Genomic DNA, 23,622 nt, shown 5'->3' on the forward strand with positions numbered 1-23,622 from the left:
AGGGGAGGGGCGCGCATGGAGAGGCCGTCGGATTCGTCGTTGATCATCGGTGTGGCCACGTCCACGGCCGAGCGGGTGCAGCTCGCACGGTTGCTGGGTGGGGCGGACGCGTTGTTGCTGGTCTCCAGTGCCGAGCAGGCTCGTACCTTCCTCGCGCTGACCGGGGTGACGTCGTCGGCCGGACCGGTTGTGCTGACCCCGACCGTGCTGCCCATCGCCGAGCAGCCTGCCCAGATCATGGCAGTGCCCACCGCTGAACCCGAGCCGGTGCTGGACGAGGAGCTGTACCTGGACGTCGACCGGCGGGTGGTGCGGTGGAAGGACCGCGAGGTCCCGCTGACCCGGCTCGAGCACGACTTCCTGCACTGCCTCGTGGAGGAGCCCGGCCGGGTCTGGACGTACCAGCACCTGCACCACGCTGTCTGGGGCAACGAGCACCTCGGCCACGGCTCGCACATCCACTCCGTGGTGAAGCGGCTCCGCCAGAAGCTCGCCAACCTCGGCGCCACCGTCACCATCCACGCGGTCCGCGGCGTGGGTTTTCACCTGCTCCCGACGGCGTAACTGAGGTAGCGTTTGCGCCGGGTCGTGACTGGCGCATGAGGTGGGCGAACCACCGGGGAGCGATCTCGTCTGGATGACGTACGCCGAGCGCCTGGGCTTCTGGATCGACCGGGAGGCCATGTCATGAATCGGGTCATGAATCGAGTCATGGATCGACCGTTGCTGGTCGGCATCGTCAACATCACCGAGGACTCGTTCTCCGACGGCGGTCGCTACCTGGCGGCGGACAACGCGATCGCCCATGCGCGCCGGTTGCACGCCGGCGGCGCCGACATCATCGAACTCGGCCTGGCGTCCAGCCACCCGGATGCCGCCAAGGTGACGCCCGAGCAGGAGATCGCCCGGCTGGCTCCAGTGCTGGATGCGCTGGGCGACCTACCGTTGTCCGTCGACTCTTACCATCCGGCGACGCAGCAGTACGCCGCCGAGCACGGAGCGACGTACCTGAACGACATCCAAGGCTTCCCGGACCCACGTCGGTACGACGAACTGGCCGAGCTGACGTGCCGGCTGGTGGTGATGCACTCGGTCCAGCACCTCGGTCCGGCCACCAGGGTCCGTACCGAGCCACAGACGATCTGGCCGGCCATCGAGCGATTCTTCGATGCCCGCGTCACCGCCCTCGAGTCAGCCGGCATCACCCGCGACCGCCTGATCCTGGACCCCGGTCTCGGCTACTTCCTGGGCAGTACTCCGGAGCCGTCGCTCACCGTCCTGGCCAACCTCAGCCGCCTCAAGACCCGCTACAACCTCCCCGTCCTCGTCTCCCCGTCCCGCAAGTCCTTCCTGCGCACGCTCACGAACACGGCCCTGTCCGACATCGGCCCCGCCACCCTCGCCGCCGAGCTCCACGCCACCACCCAGGGCGCGGACTACATCCGCACCCACGACCCGGCCGCCCTCTCCACCGCACTCATCGTCCACACCACTCTGACGAATGGCGTCGAATGCCTCAGCACGAAGCGATAGTCGCCGTACTGCGACAAGCCGACCGAGTACTCGTCATCCGCCGGGGCCCGGAGGCGCGCATGCCCGGATACTGGGCCCCTCTCAGCGGAACTCTCGAACCCGGCGAGAGCCAGCAGCAAGCCCTCGTCCGCGAGGTCCGGGAGGAGGTCGGCCTGGCGGTCACCCCACTCGCCAAGGTCTGGGAGTCGACCACCGCCGGAGGCGACTACCTGCTCCACTGGTGGACCGCGGCGGCATCACCCGGCGAGGTGACGGCGGATCCGCGAGAGGTGAGCGAGACCAGCTGGGTCACTCCCGCACAGTTCCTCGCGTTGCGGCCGATCTTCGCGGGCGACCGTGAGTTCTTCGGGAAGGTCTTCCCGCGGTTGTGAAAAGGGACCGGCCCCACCCGGAAGATCCGAGTGGGGCCGGCTCCGACTACATGACTGCTACTTGATGGACTTCAGGGCGAAGTCCTCGGTGACCGGTTCACCGGCGAGGAGCCGGGTGGTCCGGGTCTGGGGCTTGTAGCCGTCCTTCGCGGCGATCAGTGTGAGCGGGTTGTTGCGACGGTCCAGCCAGTAGGCGTAGTTGCCGTCCTTGTCGGTGATGAAGGTGTAGGACTGCGCCCACGAGTCCACCTGCACGATCGCCCCCGGGAGCGGCGCGCTGGCGCCGGACGAGCTGACGCCCGTGACGGTGCCCTGCAGCTTGCTCCAGGTGTTCGGCGGGGTGACGTTCATCGTCACGTCCACCGCGGGAACGGAGTAGGGGGTGTTCTCGCCGATCGTGACCTGCCCGCTGTACGTGCCGGGCTGGTCGACGTTCGCGTCGAGCGTGACCTTGACGGTGGCCGACTGGCCGGGAGCCAGCGTCGCCTCGGTCTTGTCGATGGACATCCAGCTCACGTCCGCCGACGACTCCGAGCAGCCCTCGAGACCCGGCAGGGCCTCGCTGTCCACCGTGGCGGTGAAGCCACCGGACGAGCCACCGATCTTGTAGAAGCCGCAGGCCGCGCCACCGCGGTACCGCGGCAGGTTGGCGTTCGGCAGGGCGGACCAGCTGTTGGCCGCCGGGTCGTAGGCGAACCCGGCGTTGGTGACAGCACCGGCCTGGACACCTCCGACGATCAGCAGCTTTCCGCTGGCGACGGCGTACGACGCCGCCCAGTGGTCGGCCGGAGCGTCCGCGATCGCGGTCCACGAGTTCGCACCCGGGTCGTAGACGTAGGCCGACTTCAGCGAGTTCACGCCGTCGTTACCGCCGGCGCAGTACAGCATGCCGTCGATGGCGCCACAGGATGCGAACGCGACCGACTTCGGGTAGTTCGCCAGCGTCTCCCAGCTGTTGGCGGCCGCGTCGTAGCGGACCACCGTGTTGCTCATCGGGAGACAGGCCGAGGTCGTGCAGCCGCCCACGGCGTACAGCTTGCCGTCGAGGACCGCCTGACCTGCCGCGGCCCGGGGAGCCGGGTTCGCAGCGAGGGCGCTCCAGGCGTTGGCGGCCGGGTCGTACGCCCAGGTCGCCGGGTCCGGACCAGCGGCGGCCCAGCCGGAGCTGGCGATGATCTTGCCACCCACGACACCCACGGTGATGGCGTTGCGGGCGCTCGGCAGCGGAGCGATGGCGGTCCACGCCAGCGTCGCCGGGTCGTACACGTAGCTGTTCGCGGACGAGACGCTACCGTTGCCACCGGCAATCGAGTAGATCTTGCCGTCGAGGTTGACCACCCGGTTGTCCATCACGGTCGCCGGGTAGTCGGCGATGTCGGCCCACGGTGCGGCCAACGGGTTGGCGGCCGCGGTCTTGACGGCCGTCTTGCCCGACACCATGTTGCCCAGCGAGGTCGGCACCTGCAGCCGCTGCAGCGGGGCGCCGGCGCCGGTCAGCACCTGCGTCTTGCTGGTGGTGGAGCCGTTCGCGTTCTGCAGCACGAAGCCGTTGTCCCGCTCGCCGAACTTGACGTCGACGCCGGCACCGCCGGTGTTGGTGACGGTGAACGACTTGGTAACCTTGCCCGACGGCAGCTTCAGGTTGCCCGAGACGCTCCCCGGGGTGACGCTCAGCCGGCCCGCGGCCAGTGAGTAGTCGGCTGTGGTGACCCAGTCGGCCTCAACGCCCACGGTCTGCTGCGCGGTGACGTAGTTGCCAGCCTTGGCGGTGAAGCCCTGGTTGCCGGACTCCGAGGAGTACAGCCAGTAGAAGCCGTCGTTCAGACCGGTGTCCTCGGGCGTCGCCACGGTGGTCGCGGTCTCGGCCGGGTTGCCGTCACGGGTGACGACCGCACCGTTCACGAAACCGTTCGTGTTGGCGTCCTTGACGTTGCCGACGACGATGCCGCCACCAGCAGGCTCACAGGTGACCTGGCTGCCGATCAGCACGTTGTCGAGCTGCCACCACCACTCGTACTGCGCGTCGTAGTAGTGGAACCGGACCTGCACAGCGGACTTGCCGGCCGCCTGCGGGATCGCGATCTCCTTGAGCCCACGGACGTCGACCGCCTGCCGCAGCACGTTGGCCCAGGTGGCACCGCCGTCGATCGACAGGTCCACGTCGGCCTTCTCGCCGCCGAGCCAGTTGAGGTCCTGGTTGAACCGGATCACCGGAGCGGTGACCGCGGTCAGGTCCACGACCGGGCTGACCAGCGAGGTGTCCTGCGAACCGCCCGGACCGTACTTGTCGCTGTCGATGATCGCGGTACCGCCGGTACCTCCGGCCAGGTTGCCACGGGCACCCGGGTCGTTGAACTGCCAGACCTGTCCGTTGCCCTTGTTGTCGACGACGGACCAGCCGCTCGGCGTGCTGCCGGAGTCGAACGTCTGGTAGGTGCCGTCGGAGCCGTACCGGTAGCCCGGCGCCGTGGTGCAGGCGTCGGTGCGGACCGGGACAGCGATGTTCTTGGTCAGGTTGCCGGAGCCGACCGTGATCGGCTCGCTGACCGTCTGGTAGCCCGGGAACTGCGACTCCACCTTGAGCGAGTACGCCGCGCCGGCCGGAACCTTCAGGCTGAAGCGGCCGTTGCTCGGGGTGGTGTAGTCGAACACGCCACCCGGACCCTCGACGCTGACCTTCGCGTACAGCGGCCAGCCGTGGCCGGAGCCGTCGGTGATGCTGCCGCCGACGTTCACCTGCGGCGAGCTCGCCAGGGCGAAGTTCTGGGTGGTGGTGTTCCCGGTGGTGATGGCGACCGTGGCGGTCTGGGTCTGGTACCCGAACGATGCCGCGGTCAGGTCGTAGCTCCCGGCCGGAAGGACGGACGAGAACGCGCCGGTGCTGGTCGTGGTCAGCACGCGGTCCGGCTGGCCGGCCTGCTTCACCGTCACGGACGCGCCGGCGAGCGGAGCACCACCGGTGGCGGCGGTGACGGTGCCGGACAGGGTGCCGGTGTCGCCGATCGGCGCGGCGTTCAGCAGGGCGAGTGCGTCCAGACGGCCCTGGCCGAACACGTTGTTGTTGGCGTCGGTTCCGCCGCACTGGCTGTTCGGCGTGTCGATCGCGGTCTGGTTCAGCAGCGCCCGGGTGGCGTCCACGTCACCCTTGAGAGCCGGCGACGCGGCCCACAGCAGTGCGACGGTGCCCGCGAGGTGCGGGGTGGCCATCGACGTACCGTTGAAGGCGCCGTAGGTGTTGCCGGGGAGGCTGGACCGGACGTTGACGCCGGGGGCCGAGATGTTCGGCTTGATCGTGCCGTTCTGACCGACACCACGGCCGGAGAACGACGCGATGTTGTTGTTGATGTCGTAGGCGCCTGCCGAGTAGTTGCTGGTCAGGCTGCCCGGCGACCCGCTGCTGTTGCAGCCGAGATCACCACTGTTGCCGTTGGCGAAGGCCCCGAAGATGCCGGAGTCCTTCCAGTTGTTGGTGATGTCCTCCATGAACGGGTCGTTCGACGGCAGCTGCGAACCCCAGGAGTTGTTGATGATGTTCGGCCGCTTGCTGGCGTCGGGGTTGTTCCCGGCCAGGTCGGTCGGCTCGAGCATCCACTGACCGGAGGCGATCAGGGCCGCGTCGGTCGGGCAGCAGCCGTTCGCGGCGATCCACTTGACCCCCGGCGCGACGCCGATCTGGTTGCCGGCGCCGTCGTCACCGGCCATGGTGCCCATCGTGTGGGTACCGTGACCGTTGCCGTCGCACGGTGCGTTGCCGCAGGTGCCGGCCGCGTCGAACCAGTTGTAGTTGTGGTCGAACGTGCCGTCGCCGTTGTTGCCGCGGTACTGCTTGACCAGCGCCGGGTGGTCGTACTGCACCCCGGTGTCGATGCTGGCGATGGTGATGCCTTCGCCCTTGTCGCCGAATTGCGACCAGACGTCGTCGGCGTTGATGTTGGCGATGCCCCACTCGACCGCGTTGATCTCGTGCTCGGTCGTGCCCTGGGAGATCTTGGGCACCTCGATCTTCATCGGGGCGTACAGGCCCTCGACCTCGGCGTGGGTGGCCAGGTTCTGCGCCAGCGTGAGCGATCCGCTGTTGATCCGGATCGCGTTCGTGCCCCAGAAGGCCTGGTACTTGACGTGTTGTGCGTCCAGCTCGGCGCGGATCTTCGCCTGGCTCTCCGCGGCGGTCTTGCGCAGTGCCGCGGCGACGGCGGTGCCGCGCTCGTTCCAGTTGGTGATCTTGCCGGCGGCGGTCAGGTCGGCCTTGGCGGCGAACCGGACCCAGTAGTCGGACGCCGCCTTGGCGTCCTTGCCGTCGAGTTGGGCCATCAGCTCCGGCTTGATCTTGCTCGCCGGAGTGGCCTCGGGCTTGGTGGGCGGTGACGCCTGCGCCTGGCCGGCACCTGCCAGCCCGGTCGCGACGACGGCCACCGTCGCCAGGGCGCCCACCAGAGTTCTGGCGAGCCCCCTTCGTCTCATGTCTGACATCTCTGCAGCCCCTCACTTGAAACGACCCCGAGTCGACTCCCCCGAGTCATTTGGTGCAGAGGTGCAAGGGTCCTCGCGTGGGCGGATTCGAGTCCCGTGCGCGAACGCTCCGTGCCCCCCAGGTCGCGACATGTGACGCCGCGAGCCTGACGAGGACCCTATGTGTCAGATCACAGGAGGAACAAGCACACATGGTGAGCAAGATGTGACTAGCCGTCGCCCTGAATCGAAGCAACGTGGTCAAAGATTGGCAGTCCGTTGACGATCCAAGGCAGAGGTTGACATCGTGATCAGATGGTCACCGCCCGTGTCCCCGCCCCAGAGGACGTCGACCTGACCACGACCGACCGGGAATCGTTTCCGCTGCTGATCGCGGTCGCGGCCTCCCCGGAGGATCGTGTCCGGCTCGCCGAGCTCGTCGACGACGTCGCTCCGCTGCTCCTCGTGTCCAGCCTCGAGGAGCTGCGCAAACTGCTGGCGCCCGCCCTGCAGTCCCCGCCGGCCCCGCCCGAGCATCCCGAACCACCCGAGCCCGAAGCGGTCGAGGCGGTCGTTGCGACGACGGCCGAGGATCCCGATGCCGACGTACTGACGATCGACCGGATCCACTCCGTCGCCCGGTGGCGCGGCCGCGAGGTCCAGCTCACCGAGCTCGAGAACGACCTGCTCACCCGGCTGATGACGGCACCGCTGCGGGTCTGGACGTACGACGCCCTGCACCATACGGTCTGGCGCAACCGGGACCTGAGGGGGACCGCCGACGTGCACTCGGTGGTGAAGCGGCTGCGCCGCAAGCTCGACGAACTGGGCACCACGGTCACCATCGACGCGGTCCGCGGCACCGGCTTCCGGCTCACCGATCACCAGCGTCCCGCGATCATGGGGTTGCGGGCTGGCTGAGCGTCCCGTCGTCTTTCCCGGGGCTGTTCTCTGTTCGTCGGGCGTTCGTGGTCGCTAGCCTCATCGGGTGAGTTCCCTGCCGCACCCGCGACGGGTCCCTCGAGTCGCGGAGATCGTCCTGGCCTTCCTCGCCGGTGCCGGGACGTTCGTCGTGGTGGCAGTACTCGCCGCCTGGATCACCTCGGACGCGCTGATCGTGATCCTGGCCGTTCCGCTGGTCACCACCGTCGTCCTGGTGACCAAGTTGATCGGCATCGCGTACGCCGTTCCGATCGCGATGGCAGGCATGCTCGCCTACGACTGGTACCACCTGACCCCGACCCATCCGCTCGGGTTCCCGGGCTGGTCGAACCTGGTGGATCTGATCGTCTATCTGGCGGTGTCGGTCCTGATCGGCGAGCTGGCGGCGCATGCGACTCGTCAGGCCCAGACCGCCGAGGTGGCGCGAGCCGAGCTCGCCGACGAGCAGGCGGCGCTGCGCCGGGTGGCGACCGGCGTCGCGGAGGGGGTGCCCGCACAGGAGTTGCTCGCAGCGGTGGCCGAGGAGGCCGGGACGCTGCTCGACGTGGACGGGACCCGGATCGTCCGCTACGAGGGCGACGACCTCGCGCATGTGACCGCCTGGAACAGGCCCGGCTACGATCCCGGACCCTATGATCGCGTCAGGCTCGAGGGCAGGAGCGTGGCCGGCGACGTACGCCGTACCGGCCGCGTCGCCCGCATCGACGACTACGAAGACATCGAGGACCGGCTGCCGCTCACCCGCGGGCTGGGTATCAAGTCCGTGGCCGGAGCACCGATCGTCGTCGGCGGCGACCTGTGGGGAGTGATGGTCGTCTGGTCCACGGCCGAGCCACTCCCGGCCGCCACGGAATCGCGCCTGACCGACTTCACCGACCTCGCGGCCACGGCGATCGCCAACCTGGAGGCACGACGGCAGGTCGAACGTCTCCTGGACGAACAGGCCGCGCTGCGGCGGGTCGCGACGCTGGTCGCTCGTGGTGGGCGTTCGGCCGAGGTCGTCGAGACGGTCATCCGTGAGGTCGGGGTGCTCTGTGGCGCCGACCTGGCCAGGCTGGAGCGCTACGAGACGGACGGAACGGTGACCGGGGTCGGCGTGTGGAGCCGGAACACCGATCATCAACTGTCCAGCGGCACCCGCTTCGTGCTCCAGGGACCGAGCATCGCGGCGCTGGTGCGAGAGACGGGCCGCCCGATGCGGGTGGACAGCTTCGCCGGCGCCTCGGGCCCGATCGCACAGGAGGCGCAGGGGCTCGGGATCCGGTCCTCGGTCGGCTGTCCGGTCGTCGTCCAGGGCCGACTGTGGGGTGTGATCGCGGCGTCGTCGACGGGCGATGCTCCGTTCCCTCCGGACACCGAGTCCCAGATCGGCGAGTTCACCGAGCTCCTGGCGACGGCGATCTCGAACCTGAAGGCGCACGCCGACCTCGAGGCGTCCCGCGCCCGGATCGTCCAGACCACCGACCTGGCCCGCCGCCGGTTCGAGCGTGATCTGCACGACGGAGTCCAGCAGCGGCTGGTCTCGCTGGGCCTCGAACTGCGTGGAGTCGAGGCGGCCGCAGCACCCGACCTGCGGGCCCGGCTCGACCAGATCAGCAGCGGACTGGACGGTGTGTTCAACGACCTGCGCGAACTCTCCCGGGGCATCCATCCGGCGATCCTCTCGGAGGGTGGTCTCGACCCCGCGCTGCGGGCGCTCGGACGGCGTTCGGCCGTTCCGGTCAAGCTGGACGTGAACGTCGGCCAACGGCTCGCGGAACGGGTCGAGGTGGCGGCGTACTACGTCGTCTCGGAGGCGCTCACGAACACGGCGAAGTACGCCGAGGCCACGCTGGCCGAGATCAAGGTCGGGCTCCACGACGACGTCCTCGAGCTGAGCATTCGCGACGACGGTGTCGGCGGAGCCGATCCGGCCCGGGGTTCCGGCCTGATCGGACTCACCGACCGGGTCGAGGCGCTCGGTGGGCGGATCTCGATCACGAGCCCGGTCGGCGAGGGTACGACGCTGCACGTCGAGCTCCCCCTCGAGGTCGCCTGATCGGCGCAGGAGTACCGTCAGCGTTCGTGCCCTTCTCCGCTTTGAGCCATCTCGACTGTCCCAAGTGCGGCCTCACCTACTCGCCGGATCAAGTGATCGGACTCTGTTCGTGCGGGTCGCCTCTGCTGGCCCGGTACGACGTACAGGCGATCACGCTGACCAAGGACGAGCTGGCGACCCGGCCGCCGGATCTGTGGCGGTATCACGAACTGCTGCCGGTGCGGTCTCCAGAGAACGTGGTGACGCTGGGGGAGGGGATGACCCCGCTGCTGCCGTTGCCGCGGTACGGGCGTGAGCTCGGCGTCGAACGGCTGCTGATGAAGGACGAAGGGCTGATCCCGACCGGCACCTTCAAGGCACGCGGTGCGGCGGTCGGCGTGTCCCGGGCGTACGAGGTCGGCGTCCGCAAGATCGCGATGCCGACCAATGGGAACGCCGGCTCGGCCTGGGCGGCGTACGCCGCTCGTGCGGGCATGGAAGCGTTGATCGCGATGCCGATCGCGGCACCCGAGATCTGCCGCCGCGAGGTGAAGGTGGTCGGCGCCGAGCTGCACCTGATCGACGGGCTGATCGGTGACGCCGGCGCGTTCATCCGCGCGGAGCTGGCGAAGCGGGACGGCTACCTGGACGTGTCGACGTTGAAGGAGCCGTACCGGATCGAGGGCAAGAAGACGATGGGCCTCGAGATCGCCGAGCAGCTCGGTTGGCAGCTGCCCGACGTCATCCTGTACCCGACCGGTGGCGGCGTCGGCATCATCGGGATCTGGAAGGCGCTGGTCGAACTCCGCGAGCTCGGCTGGATCGACGGTCCGCTGCCGCGGCTGGTCGCCGTACAGTCGAGTGGCTGTGCGCCGATCGTCCGGGCCTGGGAGAAGGGTCTGCCGGAGAGCGAGCCCTGGCCGGATGCGCAGACCGTTGCCTTTGGCATCACGGTGCCCAAGGCACTCGGCGATTTCCTTGTCCTGCAGGCGATCGCGGAGACCGACGGGTGTGCCGTTGCCGTCGACGACGAAGATCTGCTGGCCGAGCAGCACAAGGTCGCTCAGCTGGAAGGGTCGTTCATCTGCCCGGAAGGCGCAGCCAACTTCGCCGCCGTCCGTCAGTTGCGCGAATCCGGCTGGATCCGCGCCGACGACCAGGTCGTAGCCCTGAACACCGGCGCAGGCCTCAAATACCCGGAGACAGTCCCGCTCTGATCACGCCTGGCCGCGGCGGACGGCGAGGATGTGGGCTGGTTCGCCGTTCGGGTCGAGTTTGACGTAGTTCTGCTGGCCCCAGCGCCAGGTGGCGCCGGTGATCTCGTCGTACACAGTGAAGGTGTCCTCGGGGCGCATGCCGAGCGCGGCCATGTCCAGGTGGACCATCGTTTCGCGCACCGAGTGCGGGTCGGTGTTCACCACGACGATGACGGTGTCGCTGTGGCCGTCGGGGGCGGTCGTGCGCTTGGAGTAGCACATGATCGCCTCGTCCTCGACCGAGTGCAGCGACAGGTTGCGCAGCTGCTGCAGGGCGGGGTGCCGGCGGCGGATGTTGTTCAGCAGTGTCAGGTACGGCGCAAGCGTGCGACCCTCGGCGGCCGCGGCCTCCCAGTCACGCGGACGCAGCTGGAACTTCTCGGTGTCCAGGTACTCCTCGGAGCCCGGCCGGAGTGCCACGTGCTCGAGCAGTTCGAACCCGGCGTACACGCCCCAGGCCGGCGAGGCGGTGGACGCGATGGCGGCGCGGATCTTGAACGCGCCCGGACCGCCGTACTGCAGGTACGCGGTCAGGATGTCCGGCGTGTTGACGAAGAAGTTCGGCCGCAGGAAGTGGCCGGTCTCCTTGGTCAGCTCCTGCAGGTACTCCTCCAGCTCCCACTTCTCATTGCGCCAGGTGAAGTAGGTGTACGACTGGTGGAAGCCGACCTTGGCCAGCTCACGCATCATCGGCCGCCGGGTGAACGCCTCGGACAGGAACACCACGTCCGGATCAGTCTTGCGGATCTCGCCGAGCAGGTACTCCCAGAAGTTCACCGGCTTCGTGTGCGGGTTGTCGACCCGGAACACGGTCACGCCGTGTGAGATCCACAGCCGGACGATCCGCAGGACCTCGGCGTAGATCCCCTCGGGATCGTTGTCGAAGTTGATCGGGTAGATGTCCTGGTACTTCTTCGGCGGGTTCTCCGCGTACGCGATCGAGCCGTCGGCGCGGATCGAGAACCACTTCGGGTGCTCCTTGACCCACGGGTGGTCCGGCGACGCCTGCAGGGCCAGGTCGATGGCAACCTCGAGACCCAGTTCGCGGGACCGGCCGACGAAGTACTCGAAGTCCTCGAACGTGCCGAGCTCCGGGTGGATCGCGTCGTGCCCACCCTCGTCCGAGCCGATCGCCCACGGCGACCCGGGGTCACCGGGCTTCGGGTCGAGGGTGTTGTTCGGGCCTTTGCGGAACGCGTGACCGATCGGGTGGATCGGCGGCACGTACAGGATGTCGAAGCCCATCCCCGCCACCGCGTCCAAGCGCTTGGCCGCAGTCCGGAACGTCCCGGACTTCCACTGCCCGGACTCCTCGTCGTACGTCGCTCCCTCGGACCGCGGGAAGAACTCGTACCAGCTGCCGTACAGCGCGAGGGTCCGGTCGACCCACACCGGGTAGGTCTCCGACGACGTGATCAGCTCCCGCACCGGGTAGCGCCCGAGTGCGGCCCGGACCTGCGGCGAGATGCCCGCGGCCAGCCGCGCCTCCGGCGGCAGCGCGCCGTTCGCCAGCGCGTGCGCGGCGTCGCTCAGTGTGGCCCGGTCGGCACGGACCGCGGGCGGTACGCCGGCCGCGGCACGGTCGAAGAACGCCGCGCCCTCGGCGAACATCAGGTCCACGTCGAGGCCGGCCGGGATCTTGATCTCGGCGTTGTGCCGCCACGTGCCGTACGGGTCGCTCCAACCTTCGACCGCGAATGTCCACGCGCCCTGCTCCTGCAGCGTCACGTCGACCGTCCACCGGTCGCTGCCCTGCCCGACCGGTGCCATCAGCATCCGTCTGGTCTGCCCGGTCGGCGAAGTCAGTACGACGTTCGCGTTCACCGCGTCGTGGCCCTCACGGAACACCGTGGCCGCGATGGTGAAGGTCTCGCCTACCGAGGCCTTGGCCGGATACGCTCCGGCGTCGACGGTCGGGGTGACGTCGGTGATCGGGATGCGCCCAGTCATGGCGTAGACGAACCTTCGCTTTCCGATTGCGGATCCGGCCGGGGGTAGTTCAGGTCTGACGTTATCGGTTCCCAGCGGTAGACCATGACATGCGGTGGTCACGTTTCGGTCCACAGGATGGAACATGAGTGACGGACCCCGGGAATGTGTCTGCAAAATCTTGCCAGCGTTGCAAGATCGATGCATGCCGAAGGTGTCTCGTGAACCGGGGGCCGGTACGGTGTCCCGGTGCGAGCGATACGACGATTCTCCGTCCGCCCTGTCCTGCCCGAGCCGCTGACCGGCCTGGGCACCCTGGTGAACAACCTCCGCTGGTCCTGGCACCCGGAGACGCAGGACGTCTTCGAAGCGGTCGACCCGCAGCTGTGGCGGAGCACCGGCGGTGACCCGGTCAAGCTCCTCGGAGAGGTCCCGGCGGCCCGGCTCGACGAGCTGGCCCACGACGATGTCTTCCTGCGCCGGCTCGAACTGGCCGTCACCGACCTGAACGCCTACGTGTCCGGCGACCGGTGGTTCCAGACCGACGCCGGCTCCCCGGTGAGTTCGGTGGCGTACTTCTCCCCGGAGTTCGGCATCACCTACGTCCTCCCGCAGTACTCGGGTGGGCTGGGCATCCTCGCCGGTGACCACCTGAAGGCGGCCAGCGACCTCGGCGTACCGCTGATCGGCGTTGGCCTGTTGTACCGGCACGGCTACTTCGCGCAGTCGCTGAACGCCGAAGGCTGGCAGCAGGAGCGCTACCCCCTGGTGGATCCGGACGGGCTGCCGATCAGCCTGCTCCGCGACGGCGACGCGCCCGCCACCGTGACCCTGACGCTGCCCGGCAACCGGCAGCTGCACGCGCAGATCTGGGTCGCCCAGGTCGGCCGGGTGCCGCTGCTGATGCTCGACTCCGACATGGAGGAGAACGACCCCGCCGAGCGCGAGGTGACCGACCGGCTGTACGGCGGTTCCACCGAGCACCGGCTGCTCCAGGAACTGCTGCTCGGCGTCGGTGGTGTCCGCGCGGTCCGCACCTTCTGCCGCATCACCGGCCACTCGGCCCCCGAGGTGTTCCACACCAACGAGGGCCACGCCGGCTTCCTCGGCATCGAGCGGATCCGTGAGCTCGCCACCGACCAGTCGCTGGACTTCGACACCGCGCTCGAGGTCGCCCGCGGCGGCACCGTGTTCACCACCCACACGCCGGTCCCGGCCGGTATCGACCGGTTCCCGGTCGAGTTGATCCAGCAGCACTTCTCGCCCGACGCGTACGGCGAGGGTGTGCCGATCGACCGGATCCTCGAGCTCGGCGCCGAGGATTTCGAGGGCGGCGACCCGGGCGTCTTCAACATGGCGATCATGGGCCTGCGGCTGGCGCAGCGGGCCAACGGCGTGTCCAAGCTGCACGGTGTGGTCAGCCGCGGCATGTTCGCCGGGCTGTGGCCGAGTTTCGACCCGGTCGACGTACCGATCACCTCGATCACCAACGGCGTGCACGCGCCGACCTGGGTGGCGCGGGAGATCCACGGCCTCACGTACGCGGCCACCGACACGGCCGAGAGCGACGGCCTGTTCGACGGCCTCGACAAGACCTCCGACGCGCAGATCTGGGAGACCAAGCGGACCCTGCGGCAGCGGTTCATCGACGACACCCGGGCCCGGGTCCGGCAGTCCTGGATCAACCGCGGCGCCAGCGACGCCGAGCTCGGTTGGGTCGACTCCATCCTCGACCCCGACATCCTGACCATGGGCTTCGCCCGCCGCGTCCCGTCGTACAAGCGGCTCACCCTGATGCTGCGCGACCCGGCCCGGCTGAAGGCGCTGCTGCTGCACCCGCAGCGGCCGGTCCAGATCGTCATCGCCGGCAAGGCGCACCCGCACGACGAGGGCGGCAAGAAGCTCATCCAGGAGATGGTCCGCTTCGCCGACGACCCCGAGGTACGGCACCGGATCGTGTTCGTGCCCGACTACGACATCGCTCTGGCGCAGCCGATGTACCCGGGGTGCGATGTGTGGCTGAACAACCCGCTGCGTCCCTACGAGGCGTGCGGCACGTCCGGCATGAAGGCTGCTCTCAACGGTGCCTTGAACCTGTCGATCCGCGACGGCTGGTGGGACGAGTGGTACGACGACGAGTTCGGCTGGGCGATCCCGTCCGCGGAAGGGATCGAGGACACCGACCGGCGTGACGACCTCGAGGCGCACGCGCTGTACGACCTGATCGAGAAGCAGGTCGCGCCGCGCTTCTACGACGGCGAGGTGCCGGGCCGCTGGATCGAGATGCTCCGGCACACCATCAAGGAGCTCGGCCCGAAGGTGCTCGCCACCCGGATGGTCCGCGACTACGTCGAGCAGCTGTACGTCCCGGCCGCCAAGTCGTCGCGCTCTCTGAACGCGACGTACGACGGTGCGCGTGAGCTGGCCGCGTGGAAGAAGAAGGTCCGGACGGCCTGGCCGCAGATCCGGGTCGACCACGTGGAGCTGCAGGGCCTGGGCGACGTACCGCAGCTCGGGACCACGGTCGGGATCCGCGCGTTCGCCGCGCTCGGGGATCTCGAGCCTGCCGACATCTGTGTCGAGGTGCTGCACGGGCGGGTCGACACCAACGACGAGATCACGGACCCGGTCCGCGCGGCGCTGGCGATGGCGGAGACCTACGAGGGCAACCGGCACCGCTACGAAGGCGAACTGAAACTCGACCGAACCGGCCCCTTCGGCTACACCGTCCGAGTCGTCCCAAGCCACGACGGCCTCGCCAGCCCGGCCGAACTCGGCCTGGCCGCCGGACCGTCGGACCCCGACGACCCATCCGCCCCCGACCTCCCAGCAGGCTCAGAGTTCTGAGCCCTTCGTCCTGAACCCGACCCCGCCTGCGTCAGCCGGCGGGGTCGGCTGCTTTATCGTGCTCCGGTGACTGTTGTCGTGCGTGGGTACAGGCCCGAGGATGCCGAGGGGACCTGGGAGGCGTACTTCCGGGCGATTCGGGATACGGCGTCGAAGGACTACTCGCCGGAACAGGTTGCCGCGTGGGCTCCCGAGACGGTTGATCTCGTGCAGTGGAACGAGCGTCGGTCGGCGGCTCATACCTTTGTGGCGACGATCGAGGGTCGGGTCGCCGGGTTCAGCGACGTGACGGATGACGGCCTGCTCGACATGCTGTTCGTACACTCGGATGCCGGCGGCAGCGGCGTCGCGCGGGCGCTGGTCGGCGCGGTAGTAGCCAAGGCTCGTGAGTTGGGGCTGGCTCAGCTCCGCACGCACGCGAGTCGTACGGCGATGCCGGCGTTCAAGCGGTTCGGGTTCGAGGTCGAGCGGGCCAACCCGGACAACTGGATCCGGGGCGAGAACCTGCCCAACTACGACATGTGCCTCAAGCTCGACTAGCCGGCTTCTGCTTGCGGAGTAGGCCCCACGGTTTGAAGACCGACAGGACCACCGCGACCATCAGCAACGTGGGCGAGACGATCGGCGGGAAGATCATGTCGTTCAACGGGACCGCCAGGTCGTTGGCCTCACCCCGGTCGGCGAGCTCGGCGACACCGGGCCGGAGGGCGAGCAGGACCAGCGTGCTCAGCAGCAGGTTGATGACCAGTTTCAGGACCACCCACCAGTACTTCGTCAGGCCGTACCTGCTGCCCAGGCCGAGCAGGACACCGGTGATCAGACAGGTCAGCCCGGAGATCGTCATCGGCCAGATCGTCACCAGTTCGAGCACGCGGAAGCACAACGCCTTGGTGCTCTGGTCGTCCGTACCGATGGCGGTGAACGTCAACACCGCCATCACCACGTCGATCCCCAGCCACGAACCCACCGACGCCAGGTGCAGCACCAGAACGGCCTTCCGGGTCCTGGCCCCCAACCGCCACGGCTTCACCGCCGCCACGTCCAGTGCCGCGCCGCTCATTGCCCTCTCCGTCCACTCGGATCACGTAGCTACGATCCTCAGCGACGACACCCACACCGCGCGTCGTCTGGACGGAGACACTCCACCTACACCAACGGAGGTACTCCTAGGCCGACGGGCGTACCAGGTCCACCCAGACGAACTGACCTCCACCCGCGGGGGAGGTGAGGTACGAGCGACCGGCCGGCTTCAGCGACGGGTAGAGGTCCGCGAGCTCCTTTGTTGCCGTGTCGTCTCCGTTGTCGGAGGCAACCAACAGGCCGGCGATGCGGTCGGTCAGGGTGAGGTCGGCGCCGTCGAGGGATGCGGACATCTCGCCCCAGTTGTCCCAGAGCAGGAGTTCGTCGCCGTGCAGGTGTGCGAGTTGCAGGTAGACGTAGTTGCGGATGAACCAACTCCCGCCGATCGGCGAGCCCGGGTCGATGCCGAACAGCTCCGGGTCGCGCGTGCCGGCGCGGACGTCCAGCCAGACCTCGGCCGCGGACAGGAACGGGCCGGCCGGCATGTCGAGCGAGTTGAACGGATGGTCGCCGGCCGGGTCGAGCTGGGCGTCGATCATCACCCATCGGTCGCCGTTCCAGTACTCCGCGACCACGTGATCGTGATTGAACCCGCTGGCGAAGTACGCCGCGAAGCCGATCCGGCTGCGGACCGGAATGCCCTGGTGGCGAAGCATCGAGACGAACATCAGTGTGTAGTCCCGGCAGCATCCGACGATCCGGTCGACCGGCTCCCTCGGCACGGCGAGCGGCGTACCGTTGCGCCGCTGGTCGGTGGCCAGCATCGACGAGACCCATCGATGGTCGATCTCGGCCAGGCGGTCGCCGGTGAATTCGATCCCGCCGCCGCGGTAGTGGATCAGCAGGTTGCGAACCACCGCCCCGACACCGGGGATGTCGTCCGGCAACGCGTCGTACAACCCGGCGTACGCACCTGGGTCGCTGTACTCGGTCTGCACCGCGTAGTCCATCAGGGCTTCCCTTCTAGAATGGCTGAGCGAGAAATGGGCTGGGCAATGTCGACGGCCGGCTGGTCGCGCGGCATCAGGTGGCAGTTCGCCCGGTAGACCTCACGCGGCGGCCCGGTGATCGTGCTGCCCGCCGTACGGACGAAGTCGTCGACCAGGTCGTAGGCGAGCATGATGCGCGGGTACGCGCACTCGTCCATCGTGATCGTGCAGTACGCCTCGTGGTGGGCCGGCTCGACCCGGATCGCGATCGGTCCGGACGGATCCACCAGCCCCTGGAACGGCACGCACACCTCGACAGTCGCCTCGGCCTCCGGTGTCACCGGGCCGTGGTAGATCACCCAGGATTCGCCGGGCAGGGTCGCGCCGGCGGCCTGGAGGTACGTGCGGATCTCGTCGGTCGCGGTCACGATGATCCCGATCAGATTCTGCTGATCGGTGTCGGACCGGATCGACGCGATCTTCGTCTCCGGAACGTCGCGGGTCAGCACCGGCCGCGGCGCCAGCCCCGTCGATCCGGACCGCGAGAACCGGTCCCGCAGGTACTGCAGGGTCGCCCGACGGGCCGCGGTGGTCGCCTCCTGGGCGGCCCACCACCGATCCAGCCGGATCAACCCCTCTTCGTCGGAGCCCGCGAGGACCTCGGCGATCGTGGTCAGCGGCATGTCGAGTTGCCGCAACACGCTGATCCGCCGGGCCCGCTCGAGCTGCTCCTCGTCGTAGAGCCGGTACCCGTTGGCCGGGTCCACCTGTGCGGGCGGGAGCAGCCCGGACACGTCGTACAGGCGTAGCGCCTTGTGCGAGAGCCCAGTACGCCGCCCGAACTCGCTGATCGTCAACACGCGAACATCAAACCCCCTGCCCCAGGGGCAAAGTAAAGCCTCAACCCCAGACCCCTCGACTTGTGAGCTGCCTCACCCGGTGGAACGTCCGGCCTGGACGCCTCCTCTTTCAGGGCGTCGGTCACTAGAGGGAGGCGTTCGGAGATGTTGGTGGTACGGCGAGTGGTGGCGGGGGTGCACTGGGGTCTCGCGGTGGTGCATGTGTACTGGGCGACCGGTGCGACATGGCCGGCGTCCGGTGAGCGAGCGTTGTCGATGGCGGTGCTGGGCGGTCCGGTGTCCTTCAGCCCGGGCATCGTGTTGCCGCTCGCGGCTCTGCATGTGCTGCTGGGAACAGCCGTGCTCACGAGCGACCGGTTCAAGCTGAGCAGGTTCGTAGTCGGGGGAGTGGCGGCGGGACTGGCTGCGCGGGCAACCGCAGGTGTCGTCTGGGCCTTCGGCGTGGGCACTGACACGAGTACGGCGTTCTACTGGCTCAACCTGTTCTTCTACACGCCGGTGTGCATCGTGCTGTGCGTGGCGGACCTCAAACTCCTGCGGACACGCTGGATCAAAGCAACAGCAGTCGCAGCGCCGGTGGCAGGCGTCGTACTGCTCTCACTCCTCGCCTACGCGTATCAGCCAACCGAGCAGCCAAGCGCCGCGCCTTCACCGGAGTCACGGTACGTCGACACGCCACTCGCCCGGTTCCACTACCAGCAACGGGGCAGCGGCTCCCCGGTCGTCCTGCTGTCACCCGGCGCCTCCCCGACCACGGCGTGGTCGTCGGAGTTCGACGTACTCTCCACGAACCACACCGTGTACGTCGTTGACCTCCCAGGCCAAGGGGAGACCCGGCTGCACGACGAGCGGTTCGCGTTCGACCTCGACGGCATGACTACATCGCTCGGTCAGTTCCTGGACGCACTGAAGCTTTCTCAGGTAGTCATCGGTGGCAACTCGTGGAGTGGCGGCTGGGGTCTCGCCTACGCGCAGCGCAACCCGGACCGCGTCAGCAAGTTGCTCCTGCTGGCGCCGAGCGGTCTGGACGAGCCAGACACGTGGAGCTGGGAGATCCTCAAGCAGCCCTTGGTCGGCGAGGCGTTGGCCAAGCTGGCCGCGAGCCGCAGCATGGTCGAGTCCGCGCTGGGCGGCATGTTCGTCCACAAGCAGCTGATCACGCCGAAGCTCGTGGACACGATGTGGGCGCCGGGCACCTATCGTGACAACGTGCGATCCATGTACGGGCTGGAGCGGGGCCTCGACTGGGGAGTCACCGAGAAGGCTCTGCCGTCCACGCGGCAGCCCACGCTGGTGATCTGGGGCGACGACGCCGTGCTCCCGGTGGCGCAGGCAGACCGGTTCGGCCAGTTGTTGCCCAACGCAACCGTGCACGTGCTGCCCGGCTGCGGCCACGCCCTCACCGTCGACTGCGCGGACCGGGTGACACCCCTGATGGCAGCGTTCCTCCGATGATCGACCCTCCGATCATCGACGTGGAACGGCTCGTTCGCGCCGCGCAGGGCGGCGACACCCTGGCGATGAACGAGTTGCTCGACGGACTTGCGCCGTACGTCGGCCGGATCTGTGGGCCGATCGCCCTGGCCGACGGACCGGACGCGACGCAGGAGGCGCTGATCGCGGTGTTCCGTGGTCTGCGCGGTCTGCAGAACCCGGAAGCGTTGTTCGGATGGGTCCGCGCGATCGCGGTCCGCGAAGCGGTCCGGGTGGCGCGCCGACAGCAACGCCAACAACCGGCCGATCTGTCCGAGCTGCCGTCGCCCGACGATCCGCAGCTCGCCGTCCACCTGCAGGACGTACTCGCGCGATTGTCGCCGGAACACCGCGCGGTGCTGGTCCTGCGCGACCTGGAAGGAATGGATGAACTGGCCGCCGCCGCGGTGCTCGAGGTGCCGGCCGGTACGGCGAAGTCCCGGTTGCACCGAGCCCGGGCAAGCTTTCGGAAGGCGTGGAGATCATGACGGGTGACTGGCCACAGGTCGAACTGACCGACGTCGAGCGGTTCCGCGCACTGGCTGCCGGCGTCCCAGGCGCTGCGGTCACCGAACGCGTCCTGGCGGCACCTCCCGACCGGGTGAAGGAGTTGCTGACCGACCTGGACGCGTTCGCGACGATCCATGCGGACCTGGTCTCGGCCACGCTGCTCGAGCAGGACGGCGATCACGTCGTCGTTCTCGCGCGCGGTCGGCGGGGCCAGCGGGCGCGCCTGGAAGGTCAGTTCCGGAGTGGCTGGTGCTGGTTGCAGAGCCGGTTCCTGATCATCGGTCTGGCGGTGTCGGCCGAGCCCGGTGGCGGCACCCGGGTCGCACTCACAGGCGGCATCCGGGTGCCAGGCCGGGCCGCGATCGTTCCACTGCGGGTCCGGCAGGAGAGCACCAAGACGCTGGACCGGCTGGAACAGCTGCTCAGGGCCTGAGTACGCCGGCCGGCAGCGCGGCGAGGAGCGCATCGGCGTGCCGGCGGTAGCCGAGGTTGTTCGGGTGGAAGCTGTCCGGAGCGAGCATCCCGCGCCACGGCGGTCGTGCATGCCGGGACACCTCGGCGACCGTGAGGCCGCGGGCCGCCGCCGTCGTACTGATGAGCTGGTTGATGCCGGCGACGTACGGGCTCGCCACGCCGCCGATACGCCAGAGCCCGTCGGGGACGGTCAGGTCCATCACCACCGACGAGGACGGCAGCCGCTCGATCATCTGACGGAGGTGGTCGCGGAACCGCTTGGGCGGCGTACCGAGGATGTCGTTGTTGCCGATCCCGCACGTCACCAGCGCGGGCTGCAGCCCTTCCGCGAGTGGCAGTTGGTCCGCGAGTACGTGCCGGGTCTGTGCGCCGGAGCGGGACAGGTTGAGCACCCGCCACGGGTTGCCGGTCCTGCGGAGCGCGTTGAGCACCTGGCCGACGTACCCATGCAGCGGCGACGATGCGCCGAGCCCTTGCGCGGTCGAGTCGCCGAGCACCACCCACAGCGGCCCGTCAGCGGTGAGGGCCTTCTCGTTCTGCCGGGTCCAGAAGTCGGCGTACGTCTTCGCCTGGACGTCGACGTACGCCACGCCGTCGACCCAGCGCCGGAGTGCCAGGCGTGAGTTCGTCCGCTCCGCCTCGCCCCAACGCATCACCGCCCGGTGCAACGCACCGATCGGCGTCGTCCGTTCGCGGGCCCCACGCCGCACCAAGAACATCGGTTCCCCCACACATGAACAGAAGGTAACCGCCGAATGTACTGCAGGAAGGTTAACGACCCTCAGAGGGCGCGGAGGAGGACCAGGCAGCGGGGGGCCAGGGGGACGGTGGCGCCTGCTTCTACTTCGGTGACCATGCTGTTGCTGGTGTCGAGGACGACCTCGTAGGCGGGGGCCCAGGAGGGGTCGGGGACGCGGACCTGGCGGGTCTCGGGGGTGGCGTTGAGGGCCATCAGGAAGGAGCTGTCGGTGAGGGCGTTGCCTTGGGCATCGGTTGCGCGGAGGGCGTCGCCGGCCAGGAACATGCCGATGGTTCGGAGGTTGCCGTCGTACCAGTCGGCGTCGGTCATCTCGCCGCCGTGGGGTGCGATCCAGGACAGGTCCTTGCGCCCGCCCGCGACGACCGGCTCCCCGGAGAAGTAGTGCCACTGACGCAGAACAGGATGCGCGGCCCGCAACGCGATCAGCTTCTTCGTCAATGCCAGGTGATCGGACCACGCGCCCGGCAGTGACCAGTCGAACCAGGACAGTTCGTTGTCCTGGCAGTAGGCGTTGTTGTTGCCGTGCTGCGTCCGTCCGCACTCGTCGCCGGCGGTGATCATCGGTACGCCGGTGGACAGGATCAGTGTGGACATCAGGTTCGCCATCTGGCGTTTGCGCAACGCGATCACGCGCCGGTCGTCGGTCTCGCCTTCAACGCCGCAGTTCCAGGACCGGTTGTCGTCGGTGCCGTCGCGGTTGTCCTCGTGGTTCGCCTCGTTGTGCTTGTGGTCGTAGCTGACCAGGTCGCGCAGGGTGAACCCGTCGTGCGCGGTGAGGAAGTTGATCGACGCGTACGGGTAGCGCCCGTCGTCGCCGTACAGGTCGCTGGATCCGGACAGCCGGTAGGCGAGGTCCTTCACACCGTCGGAGGTGTTCCGCCAGACGTCGCGGACGCTGTCGCGGAACTTGCCGTTCCACTCCGACCACGGCGGGCCGAAGTTGCCGACCTGGTAGCCGAACGGGCCGACATCCCACGGTTCGGCGATCAGCTTGACCCGGCCGAGGACCGGATCGGCTGCGACCTCGGCGAGGAACGGATGGTCGACCGTGTCGACCTCGTGCCGCTCGTTGCGGATCAGCGTCACGGCCAGGTCGAACCGGAACCCGTCGACACCCATCTCCTCGACCCAGTACCGCAGCGAGTCCATCAACAGCCGGCGGACCTGCGGGTGCGAGGTGTCGACCGAGTTGCCGGTCCCGGTCACGTCGTACATCGTGCCGCCGTGCGACAGCCGGTAGTACGCGCGGTTGTCGATGCCGCGGAAGCTCAGAGTCGGCCCGTCGAACCCGCCCTCGGCTGTGTGGTTGTAGACCACATCGAGGATCACTTCGATGCCGGCGGCATGGAACGCGGCGACCATCGCCTTGAACTCGGCCACCTGCTGACCGTCCGAACCCGACGACGAGTACGGCGCGTGCGGAGCGAAGTACCCGAGGGTGTTGTAACCCCAGTAGTTCGGCAGGCCGCGGGCGGCGATCGAGGGCTCAGTGAGGAAGTGGTGGATCGGCAGCAACTCCACCGACGTCACGCCCAGCTCGGTCAGATAGTCGATCACCGACGGATGCGTCAGCCCGGCGTACGTCCCGCGTTGATGCTCGGGTACGTCGGGATGCAGCTTGGTGAAGCCCTTGGTGTGCAACTCGTAGATGACCGTCTCGCCCCAGTGCACCGGCCGGCTGATCGGCGGTGGTGGCTCCGACTGGCCCACCACGACACCGACCGGGACATGCCCGGCCGAGTCGCCGTCGGACGAGTCGTAGATCACAGGGCTGGAGAAGTCCAGCGAGCCGTCGATGGCTCGGGCGTACGGGTCGAGCACCAGCTTGGACGGGTTGAAGCGGAGACCGTGTGACGGGTCGAACGGACCGTGCACGCGGTAGCCGTACCGTTGCCCGTGGCCCACACCTGGGACGAACCCGGTCCAGAACTCACCGGCGTGGGCGAGGTCCAGGTTGCGCTGGCTGCCGTCGGCGGCGATCAGCGCCAGCTCGACCCGCTCCGCGGCCGGCGCCCACAGAGTGAAGGTCGTTCCATCGGTCTGGACCACTGCTCCGAGCCGCGGCCCGGTATCGGCGGTCGGGCCGAGAGCACTCGGGGCGGCGGTCGCTTCGGTCACCGGCACATTCTGCACATTCCCGTCTTGGTTATCGATAACGAAGGTGGTTGTGTTCATGAGACGGTAGTTGCGGA

Annotated in this window: 18 protein-coding genes and 1 riboswitch; of the genes, 11 read left to right on the plus strand and 7 right to left on the minus strand. The window is 68.5% G+C overall.

What is annotated here, in order from left to right:
* Nucleotides 1-15: 15 nt before the first annotated feature.
* The 3 genes from AB0I34_RS06715 to AB0I34_RS06725 all read left to right on the plus strand — a co-directional run bounded on the left by AB0I34_RS06715 (nucleotide 16) and on the right by AB0I34_RS06725 (nucleotide 1,904).
* Nucleotides 16-564 carry a winged helix-turn-helix domain-containing protein gene (locus AB0I34_RS06715; RefSeq protein WP_360440545.1) on the plus strand — a complete coding sequence of 183 codons (549 nt, stop codon included), beginning with the start codon at nucleotides 16-18 and terminating at the stop codon, nucleotides 562-564.
* A gap of 14 nt (nucleotides 565-578) precedes the next feature.
* Nucleotides 579-668, plus strand: a riboswitch (ZMP/ZTP riboswitch).
* A gap of 43 nt (nucleotides 669-711) precedes the next feature.
* Nucleotides 712-1,533: a dihydropteroate synthase gene (folP, locus tag AB0I34_RS06720; RefSeq protein ID WP_360440548.1), complete on the plus strand. Its 822-nt coding sequence runs from the start codon at nucleotides 712-714 to the stop codon at nucleotides 1,531-1,533.
* Nucleotides 1,512-1,904, plus strand: coding sequence for an NUDIX hydrolase (locus AB0I34_RS06725; RefSeq protein ID WP_360440551.1), 393 nt, complete (start codon nucleotides 1,512-1,514; stop codon nucleotides 1,902-1,904). Before folP ends, AB0I34_RS06725 begins: the two co-directional genes overlap by 22 nt.
* A gap of 57 nt (nucleotides 1,905-1,961) precedes the next feature.
* On the opposite strand, the gene AB0I34_RS06730 is transcribed toward AB0I34_RS06725, so the two are convergent.
* On the minus strand, nucleotides 1,962-6,365 hold the full coding sequence (locus AB0I34_RS06730) for a S8 family serine peptidase (protein WP_360440554.1): 4,404 nt from the start codon (nucleotides 6,363-6,365) through the stop codon (nucleotides 1,962-1,964).
* Nucleotides 6,366-6,668: 303 nt separating this feature from the next.
* On the opposite strand from AB0I34_RS06730, the gene AB0I34_RS06735 reads away from it, so the two are divergent.
* The 3 genes from AB0I34_RS06735 to AB0I34_RS06745 all read left to right on the plus strand — a co-directional run bounded on the left by AB0I34_RS06735 (nucleotide 6,669) and on the right by AB0I34_RS06745 (nucleotide 10,529).
* Nucleotides 6,669-7,274, plus strand: a complete 606-nt coding sequence (locus tag AB0I34_RS06735) for a winged helix-turn-helix domain-containing protein (RefSeq protein ID WP_360440557.1) — start codon at nucleotides 6,669-6,671, stop codon at nucleotides 7,272-7,274.
* 67 nt (nucleotides 7,275-7,341) lie between these two features.
* Entirely contained in the window at nucleotides 7,342-9,333 is a 1,992-nt protein-coding gene (locus AB0I34_RS06740) for a GAF domain-containing protein (protein ID WP_360440560.1), read from the plus strand.
* 26 nt (nucleotides 9,334-9,359) lie between these two features.
* The gene (locus AB0I34_RS06745) at nucleotides 9,360-10,529 is read left to right on the plus strand and encodes a threonine synthase (RefSeq protein WP_360440563.1); all 1,170 of its coding nucleotides are present in this window, start codon (nucleotides 9,360-9,362) and stop codon (nucleotides 10,527-10,529) included.
* Here the strand turns inward: AB0I34_RS06745 and AB0I34_RS06750 are convergent, their stop codons facing one another.
* A complete protein-coding gene (locus AB0I34_RS06750; RefSeq protein WP_360440566.1) occupies nucleotides 10,530-12,518 on the minus strand; it encodes an alpha-1,4-glucan--maltose-1-phosphate maltosyltransferase in 1,989 nt (662 codons plus the stop codon).
* 228 nt (nucleotides 12,519-12,746) lie between these two features.
* Here AB0I34_RS06750 and glgP point away from each other — a divergent pair, with 228 nt between their 5' ends.
* Complete coding sequence (gene glgP / locus AB0I34_RS06755) at nucleotides 12,747-15,344, plus strand: alpha-glucan family phosphorylase (protein WP_360440569.1); 2,598 nt, start codon at nucleotides 12,747-12,749, stop codon at nucleotides 15,342-15,344.
* A 66-nt stretch (nucleotides 15,345-15,410) separates the two neighbouring features.
* The gene (locus AB0I34_RS06760; protein ID WP_360440572.1) at nucleotides 15,411-15,884 is read left to right on the plus strand and encodes a GNAT family N-acetyltransferase; all 474 of its coding nucleotides are present in this window, start codon (nucleotides 15,411-15,413) and stop codon (nucleotides 15,882-15,884) included.
* Here the strand turns inward: AB0I34_RS06760 and AB0I34_RS06765 are convergent.
* The 3 genes from AB0I34_RS06765 to AB0I34_RS06775 form a co-directional block, all read right to left on the minus strand.
* The gene (locus tag AB0I34_RS06765; protein ID WP_360440575.1) at nucleotides 15,871-16,404 is read right to left on the minus strand and encodes a hypothetical protein; all 534 of its coding nucleotides are present in this window, start codon (nucleotides 16,402-16,404) and stop codon (nucleotides 15,871-15,873) included. The two genes, AB0I34_RS06760 and AB0I34_RS06765, sit on opposite strands and share 14 nt — an antisense overlap.
* 106 nt (nucleotides 16,405-16,510) lie before the next feature.
* The gene (locus tag AB0I34_RS06770) at nucleotides 16,511-17,374 is read right to left on the minus strand and encodes a transglutaminase-like domain-containing protein (protein ID WP_360440578.1); all 864 of its coding nucleotides are present in this window, start codon (nucleotides 17,372-17,374) and stop codon (nucleotides 16,511-16,513) included.
* Nucleotides 17,374-18,213 (minus strand): MerR family transcriptional regulator, encoded by an 840-nt coding sequence (locus AB0I34_RS06775; protein ID WP_131517881.1) that lies wholly within the window; start codon nucleotides 18,211-18,213, stop codon nucleotides 17,374-17,376. The genes AB0I34_RS06770 and AB0I34_RS06775 overlap by 1 nt, the downstream gene beginning before the upstream one ends.
* A 144-nt stretch (nucleotides 18,214-18,357) precedes the next feature.
* On the opposite strand from AB0I34_RS06775, the gene AB0I34_RS06780 reads away from it, so the two are divergent.
* The 3 genes from AB0I34_RS06780 to AB0I34_RS06790 are packed head-to-tail and all read left to right on the plus strand — an operon-like array spanning nucleotide 18,358 to nucleotide 20,629.
* Entirely contained in the window at nucleotides 18,358-19,668 is a 1,311-nt protein-coding gene (locus tag AB0I34_RS06780) for an alpha/beta fold hydrolase (protein ID WP_360440582.1), read from the plus strand.
* A complete protein-coding gene (locus tag AB0I34_RS06785; protein ID WP_360440585.1) occupies nucleotides 19,665-20,174 on the plus strand; it encodes a sigma factor-like helix-turn-helix DNA-binding protein in 510 nt (169 codons plus the stop codon). The genes AB0I34_RS06780 and AB0I34_RS06785 overlap by 4 nt, the downstream gene beginning before the upstream one ends.
* Nucleotides 20,171-20,629: an SRPBCC family protein gene (locus AB0I34_RS06790; protein WP_360440588.1), complete on the plus strand. Its 459-nt coding sequence runs from the start codon at nucleotides 20,171-20,173 to the stop codon at nucleotides 20,627-20,629. The genes AB0I34_RS06785 and AB0I34_RS06790 overlap by 4 nt, the downstream gene beginning before the upstream one ends.
* Here the strand turns inward: AB0I34_RS06790 and AB0I34_RS06795 are convergent.
* Both AB0I34_RS06795 and glgX read right to left on the minus strand, forming a co-directional pair.
* Nucleotides 20,619-21,389 carry an SGNH/GDSL hydrolase family protein gene (locus tag AB0I34_RS06795; RefSeq protein WP_360440591.1) on the minus strand — a complete coding sequence of 257 codons (771 nt, stop codon included), beginning with the start codon at nucleotides 21,387-21,389 and terminating at the stop codon, nucleotides 20,619-20,621. The genes AB0I34_RS06790 and AB0I34_RS06795 overlap by 11 nt on opposite strands.
* Nucleotides 21,390-21,451: 62 nt before the next feature.
* A complete protein-coding gene (gene glgX / locus AB0I34_RS06800; RefSeq protein WP_360440594.1) occupies nucleotides 21,452-23,548 on the minus strand; it encodes a glycogen debranching protein GlgX in 2,097 nt (698 codons plus the stop codon).
* Nucleotides 23,549-23,622: the final 74 nt, after the last annotated feature.

This window comes from Kribbella sp. NPDC050281 (genome assembly GCF_040655855.1).
Taxonomy (GTDB): Bacteria; Actinomycetota; Actinomycetes; order Propionibacteriales; family Kribbellaceae; genus Kribbella.